The 6,560-nt window shown below is 67.3% G+C and carries 5 protein-coding genes and 1 pseudogene; 4 read left to right on the forward strand and 2 right to left on the reverse strand.

The window, feature by feature from the left end:
- Positions 1-105 precede the first annotated feature (105 nt).
- The 3 genes from AB0H86_RS02975 to AB0H86_RS02985 are packed head-to-tail and all read left to right on the forward strand — an operon-like array spanning position 106 to position 1,814.
- Positions 106-975, forward strand: a complete 870-nt coding sequence (locus AB0H86_RS02975; RefSeq protein WP_362432196.1) for a helix-turn-helix transcriptional regulator — start codon at positions 106-108, stop codon at positions 973-975.
- A complete protein-coding gene (locus AB0H86_RS02980) occupies positions 972-1,217 on the forward strand; it encodes a DUF397 domain-containing protein (RefSeq protein ID WP_362432199.1) in 246 nt (81 codons plus the stop codon). Before AB0H86_RS02975 ends, AB0H86_RS02980 begins: the two co-directional genes overlap by 4 nt.
- A gap of 24 nt (positions 1,218-1,241) precedes the next feature.
- Complete coding sequence (locus AB0H86_RS02985; RefSeq protein ID WP_362432202.1) at positions 1,242-1,814, forward strand: SMI1/KNR4 family protein; 573 nt, start codon at positions 1,242-1,244, stop codon at positions 1,812-1,814.
- A 246-nt stretch (positions 1,815-2,060) separates the two neighbouring features.
- On the opposite strand, the gene AB0H86_RS02990 is transcribed toward AB0H86_RS02985, so the two are convergent.
- A complete protein-coding gene (locus AB0H86_RS02990) occupies positions 2,061-2,894 on the reverse strand; it encodes a PIG-L family deacetylase (protein WP_362432204.1) in 834 nt (277 codons plus the stop codon).
- A gap of 317 nt (positions 2,895-3,211) precedes the next feature.
- Between AB0H86_RS02990 and AB0H86_RS02995 the strand changes: the two genes are divergently transcribed.
- Complete coding sequence (locus AB0H86_RS02995) at positions 3,212-3,823, forward strand: SMI1/KNR4 family protein (RefSeq protein WP_362432207.1); 612 nt, start codon at positions 3,212-3,214, stop codon at positions 3,821-3,823.
- 94 nt (positions 3,824-3,917) lie between these two features.
- Here AB0H86_RS02995 and AB0H86_RS03000 read toward each other — a convergent pair.
- Positions 3,918-6,560, reverse strand: a pseudogene (locus AB0H86_RS03000) (hypothetical protein); the annotation flags it as partial.

A 6,560-nucleotide genomic window follows, 5' to 3' on the forward strand; every position in this document is an offset into this window, starting at 1 on the left:
CGCGGGCTCAGCGTACGAGTTCACGGGATGGACAGTAGGCGTAACCGTCCGTGACCATGGGTGGGTTGGCGGGGTTGACGGGCGTGGGTGGACGGAGGGCCTGGCATGGCGGACGGTACGGGCGGGGCAGGTGCCCTTGGCTGTGGGGGCGGCGGCGGTGAGCCCGAGGTGTCGGACAGCCTCAAGACGTTCGGCGAGGTCGTCAAGGCCTTCCGTAAACGGGCGGGCCTGACACAGGAGGAGTTCGCGCCGAGGGTGCGGTACTCGGTGCCGACGGTGGCCAGCATCGAGCAGGGCCGCCGCTTCCCGCCGCCGGACTTCGTGGAACGGGCGGAGGAAGTGCTGGACGGGTTCGGGGCGTTGCGGGGGGCGGCTCGGCATCTGTCTCGCCAACCCGGGCTGGCTAGTTGGTTCCGGCAGTGGGCGCGGTTCGAGGCGGAGGCGGTGAGCCTGTACACCTACGAGTGCCGCCTGGTCCCTGGCCTGTTGCAGACGGAAGGGTACGCGCGGGCGGTGTCGTACAGCGTGCCGCCCCTCCCGGCCGAGGAGGAGATGAACGAGCGGATCACGGCCCGCATGGCCCGGCACGAACTGCTGTCGACGAGCCGCAAGCCCCCGACCGCGTTCAGCTTCATCGTCGAGCAGGCGGTATTGGAACGGTGCACCGGCGGCGACGAGGTCACGCGGGAGTTGTACGACCACCTGCTGGACCTGATCGAACGGCACTGGAACGTGGAGTTCCAGCTGATGCCGTTACGGCAGCCGGTGCATGCCGGGTTGGACGGGCCAATGCGCTTGGCGGAGACGCCGGACAACCGGTGGTTCGGGTACTCGGAGGGGCAGGAGAACGGGCGACTCATCACCGCCTCGAAAGAGATCAGCCGACTCCACCAGCGCTATGCCAAGATGCGTTCACAGGCCCTGACCCCAGAGGACTCCCTGGGCCTGTTGAAGCGAATGCGAGGAGCGCTATGAACACGTCCGACCTGGCCTGGTTCAAGAGCAGTTACAGCGGCTCCCAAGGCGACGACTGCGTCGAAGTAGCACTGTCCTGGCACAAGTCCAGCTACAGCAGCGGTAGCCAAGGTGACTGCGTCGAAGTGGCCGCCTGCCCCGACACCATCCACGTCCGCGACTCCAAGGTGCGCCAGGGCCCCCAACTCGCCCTCACCTCGGCGGCCTGGACCACCTTCCTCTCGTACGCGACCCACGCCTGACCCCAAGAGCACGAGGGAGACCTCATGTCTCATCCGGACGGTGTCAGATCGTCGTGGATCAGGATCGTCCGTTGGCTGGAGAAGAACGCCGCTGCCAGCGCTCACGCTCTCAATCCCCCGGCCACGGACGCCGATATCCAACAGCTGCGCGACCAGCTGGGGTTTCGGATTCCCGAAGCCCTGGAGGCATGGCTGCGCCTGAACAACGGCAGCACAGCAAAGCTCGTCCCCCACGTGGACTCGATGATCTTCCCCGGCGGTGAGGTGTTCCTCGACTGCCAGAGCATCATCGACCGGCACCGGAACAATCTCCGTATCGCCGACGACATCGGTGACGAGGACTGGTGGCAGTCGTCGTGGATTCCGGTCCTGGCCGAACCCGACGCCCACTACGGGCTGGTTCTGGACGCCCGGCAGCGGGACGGGAGCGTCCCGCTGCTGGCCTATCGCGAGACCGACTACCCGAAGAAGTACGCCTCGTCGCTGGACGAGCTGCTGGCCGGCGTGGCCGACATGCTGGAGCACGGCCGTGGGGACGGTCTGCTCACCCGTGGGCGCCGGGCGTCCGTCGAGGACGGACGGGTGGTCTGGGACTGAGCCCCGTACACAACCTCCCGTCGAACGACGATGGGGCCGGGTGGTGATCCACCCGGCCCCACGCTCATGCGGCTTTCGCCTTACGGCTTCTGCGCGTCAAGCCAGTAGTCGTCGCCCTCGAGGACTCGGTTGTCCCTCCGGAACGTCGAGCGCCACGCCCCGTCGGTTGGCCAAGCCTCCGGGTGTGTGACCCGCTCGATCGCGCCGTGCGGTCGATGAGCTTTCCCGGGCGGCCGGACGGGCGGATCAGCGCAGTCCGGCGAAGAGATCGTTCTCGGGTACGGCCGCGCCGGTGGCGTCCTGGACACGTACGAAGGTCTCCATGCCCATCAACTCGCCGAACCTCTCCTTGCCCATCTTGAGGAAGAAGATGTTCTCCCCCTGGCTGGCGTGCGCGGCCAACGCGTCGAACTTCTGACCGCTGAACGCGGTGGTGTCCACCCACGTGGTGATCTCATCGTCCGGCAGGCCGATCTCGGCCATCGCGGCGGCCTCGGCAGGATCCGGCTCCGGCATGTCCGGATGAAACTCGCGCATGATCTCCCCGAACCGCTGCATCCCGGAGCGGGGCATCGTGGTCCAGTACACCTTCGGTGTCAGCGCGGTCATCTCCAGCGCCGCCATCGTGATGCGATGGGCCTGGATGTGGTCGGGGTGTCCGTAGAAGCCGTTCTCGTCGTAGGTGACGACCACATCAGGTCGGTAGTGCCGCATGAGTTCCGCGAGTCGGGCCGCTCCTTCCTCCACGGGGGTCTGCCAGAAGGACCCGGGGGCGTCGTTGCTCGGCCAGCCCATCATCCCGGAGTCGGCGTAGTCCAGCATCTCCAGATCGCTGACCTTCAGGACGTCACAGCTCGCCTCAAGTTCTTGACGGCGCATCAAGGCGACCGCCGCCGGATCGTGCCCGGGATCGCCCGGCTTGACACCCCCCGGTCCGTCACCGCAACCGCCGTCGGTACAGGTCACGAGAACCGTGCGGATGCCTTCCGCCGCGTACCGCGCGAGGACCCCTCCGGTTCCGGTGGCCTCGTCGTCGGGGTGGGCGTGTACTGCCATGATCGTCAAGGGCCGGTCAGTCATGAAACAGTCCTCCTGCATAAATACGTCTTGGTCCAAGTAGCGCGGCGGGCGTACCGCCATCCTGGGGCCCGGATCCTGGTGGGGCGAACGACCTTGTGGTCCCCGTGTTCCCCGCCCGTGCGGCGCCGGTCCCTCAGTCGATGCAACCGCGCCGGCCGGAGTGGCTGTTCCCGGCGCGGCCGTTTGGCCTTCCAGGCGTCGGTTCCGTCGCAGGGTGAGGATGTGGCGGCGGTCGTAGTCAAAGGCCCGCCACGCCACTGCGAGGTGGGTTTGCACAACGCCGCATTCGCCCTCCAGACACGCGATATACATGCTGCATGTCTCACGCACCTCACGACACCGCACGGATGTGGGAGCGTCTCGAACGCTGGCTGTCCGAACATGCCCCCGGCGAATACGCGTCCCTGCGCGCCGGGGCTTCGGAGACGGATATCTCGCAGTTGGAGGAAGGACTTGGCTTCCCTCTCCACCCGGAACTGAAGGCACTCCTGGCGCGACACGACGGCGTGACCCCGCCGCGGGGAAGCACTGATCCTGGGGCATTCGTTCTGAACTACGCACTGCTGGACACCCGGAGGATCCTGGAGCGGCAGCGCCACCTCGTGTCGATGGCCGAGGACGCGGTGGAGGAGGGCGACGAGGACCTGGTGGTCGGCAGGATCGCGCACGGCGAGTGGGTGCCGTTCGCCCAGGGCTTCTCGGGCGACATGCTGTTCGTGGACCACAGGCGAGGCGACCACTACGGCGAGGTCGGCGAGATCTCCTTCGGTGACCCCGATTACCGGGTGCTGTGGGCGAGTCAGGAGCTGATGCTGGAGGAGCTGTGCGCGGGAGTCGAGAACGGCTCCCCGGTCACCTCGCTTCCCCGGGTCCCCTCCGTGCACGAGGCGCGCAAGCTGGAGTGGCGCGTCTTCCGGGTACGGCACTGAGAAGTTGCGGCGGAGGGATACGGCGACGACCTGCCGGACCCGTGAAGGGGATCCGGCAGGCCGTCGCCGTGAGGGGGCGGGGCAGAGGGCAGGGTCAGCCGAGATCGCAGACCGAGTCGATGTCGCAGCCCTCCAGGCCCGTCTGGACGTAATACGCGTCGCTGTCCAGCAATCGCACGTCCGAGGTGAACCGCCCCAGGTCGCCGCCGGCCGCGGTGTTCTGGGGCGCCGTGATTGCTGCCCGGCCACAGATCTCGTGCCAGGTCGGGTACTCGTAGTTCTCGTCGAGCTTCAGCGTGAACGTCCCGTCAGTGTTCTCCACGGCGTACATCTGTGCGCAGTACTTGCCCGACTCAAGTTTCTGGCCGCCGCTCTCGCGCGACTTGGCGAACGGGTACTCGTCACAGCTCTCGCCGATCGCCTTCGGGTTCGGTCTCCACTCCGCGACCGCGAGTTCACACATCTTGTCGCGGTTTTCCTTCGCGTCCGCGTCGTCCGCCAACCGGTGCAGCGGCGATCCGTACTCCTCGCTCCCGGGGTGGGAGTCGAGCATCTCCATCAGCACCCAGTAATACGCGGCCGCCGCGGGGTACTTGTGCTTGTTGAGCGGCAGGATCGGGGTGGACTTGTAGAAGACACAGCCGGTGTTGCCGCCGACCTTGTTGTCGCACCGGACGTCGAAGGAGTCGGCGGCCCACTTCTGGTTCGCCGGGATGGCCGCGTTGGGAGTGGTCCACGTGGTGGTCCAGTCCAGGTCGAGCTTCGCCTCGCCGCCCACGACCTTGTTCCAGCTGTAGGTGTTGGTACGGGTGGCGGTGTGGACGTCGCCGGTCGTCCAGGTGAGGCTGCCGACCCACGAGCCGGTGGACTCGGTACAGGCGGTCGTGGGCCAGCAGTCCTCGGTCATGGTGGCGAGGCTCGTGGAGGTGATCCCCGTCATGCCGATGAGCGAGAGTTCCGTCCAGGTTGTGAACTGCTGGGACTTGGGGTCCAGCTTGATCTCCTGGACGACCTTCATCGTTGCGGTGCCGATGGGCACGCCGTCCCGCGTGGCCTCAAGGAGGATGGCTCCCTTCAGGCAGCCGTCGATGCGGGTGTACTGGTAGCTGGTCCCGGCGGCATCCTTGCACCAGTCGACCGGTCCGGCCGCCGCTGCCGCGAGCGTCCGGGACTGCCGCATGGTGGTGGGGCTGGCCGTGGTCGGGTCTGCTTCGTCCAGTGGCAGGTAGGTCGCGCACAGTTCGGTGTCACCACCGGTGGCGCAGGAGGTCGGACCGGTGTCCGAACCGCCCTGCCGCTGGGCGGACTTGGCCAGGCCGGAGGCGGCGAGACCGGAGGTGGGAGGGTCGGCGGGCCGGGCCGGCTGCGCGGCCAGGTTGTCGATGTCGGGCGCGCTGGGATTGGCCGGCCCGAACACGACGTCCGGCATCGTCTCGTAGTCGCCGGGGACGAACGCGACCGCGTCCCAGGCGATGTCCTTGTCGCCGGTGCCGTCGCTGGTGAAGTTGGACAGACTCACCTCGGGGGTCGTGTCGTTGAAGCGGTAGAAGCCCAGGTCCACCCACTTGTTGGACTGGTTGGCGTCCTGCGAGATCGTCTTCGTCCTGGTGCCGAACGCGGTCTTGATCTCGTACGTGGCCTGGGTGGTCTGCGCCCCGTGGTCCGGGATGTGCGCGTAGACCCTGGCCTGACCGCCGTCGGGGATTTTCTGGCCGAGCTTCCAGACACCGACGGCCTGCATACGGTCCGCCGTGCCCATGGTGGACTCCGGCTGCCGGGTGTGGGCGAAGTAGAAGTGGTTGCCGTACCCCGCGCCGATCTGGTGGGTGTCGATCTTCCCTGGGTAAGTGCCGTTCCACATGCTGTAGTTGAGCGCGAACGTGCCGTCGGATGTGGACGCCCCGCAGCTGCGTGAGCCCGAACCGGCGGGGATCACGCCCTTGTCGACGTCATCGACGATCAGGGCGCCCGACGGCAGGCCGCTGGAGCAGCGCGGCGGGTAGGAGTTGGCGTCCGCCTGCTCCGGGTAGCTCGTGTTGAAGCGGTGGACCTGGTTGCCGCACTGGGCGTAGGTCGTGCAGTTCTTCCACGTCACCGACTTGTTCCACCAGCAGTGCAGCCAGTGCGCGTTGGTGTCGCTGTTACCGGAGTCGAGGGTGCAGGCGCCCTGGCCGGGGTCGTTGGAGTCGTTGTCGCCGATCTTCGAGTCGTCGCAGGAGTTGGAGGAGTCGCAGAACAGGTCGATCGGGGGCTTGGCCATGGTGCGGTCACCGGGGCTGTTCCACCAGGCGGCGATGTAACCGGCCTTGATGTCGCCGGGGCCGAACATGGCGGCGAGGGGGCGGGCGGCCCAGCCGATGACCTTCTCCTCGTACGGCCAGTCCTGCGGGTGCGCGGCGTCGGAGTAGCTGTCACCGCCGGACGCGCTCTCCAGGAACGGCAGCCGGTTGGCCTTCCACAGCGGGTTGGCGGGGTTGTTGGTCCAGCCCACGCCCGAGTGCCCGGCGGAGTCGGCGGTGTCGTAGAAGCCGGAGTTGTACGCCCACAGGGCGAAGAACCAGTTCTCGATCCACTTGGGGTGGCCGTCGTTGACCTTCATGCCGGCCTTGCGGGTCTGGTTCCACTTGTCCGACAGGATCTGGGCGCCGTACGCGATGTTGGCGGTGTAGTCGAGTGCGACGGCCTCCTGCTTGAGGGTGCTCATCGCGGTCTCGCCGTCCTTCTCCTTGCCGGCCAG

The sequence above is a fragment of the Streptomyces sp. NPDC050997 genome (assembly GCF_040660135.1).
Classification (GTDB): Bacteria; Actinomycetota; Actinomycetes; order Streptomycetales; family Streptomycetaceae; genus Streptomyces.

Coding starts and splice junctions, on each gene's coding strand:
- AB0H86_RS02980 (WP_362432199.1), top strand. CDS start 972: ATGAACACGTCCGACCTGGCCTGGTTCAAGAGCAGTTACAGCGGCTCC.
- AB0H86_RS02990 (WP_362432204.1), bottom strand. CDS start 2,894: ATGACTGACCGGCCCTTGACGATCATGGCAGTACACGCCCACCCCGAC.
- AB0H86_RS02985 (WP_362432202.1), top strand. CDS start 1,242: ATGTCTCATCCGGACGGTGTCAGATCGTCGTGGATCAGGATCGTCCGT.
- AB0H86_RS02995 (WP_362432207.1), top strand. CDS start 3,212: ATGTCTCACGCACCTCACGACACCGCACGGATGTGGGAGCGTCTCGAA.
- AB0H86_RS02975 (WP_362432196.1), top strand. CDS start 106: ATGGCGGACGGTACGGGCGGGGCAGGTGCCCTTGGCTGTGGGGGCGGC.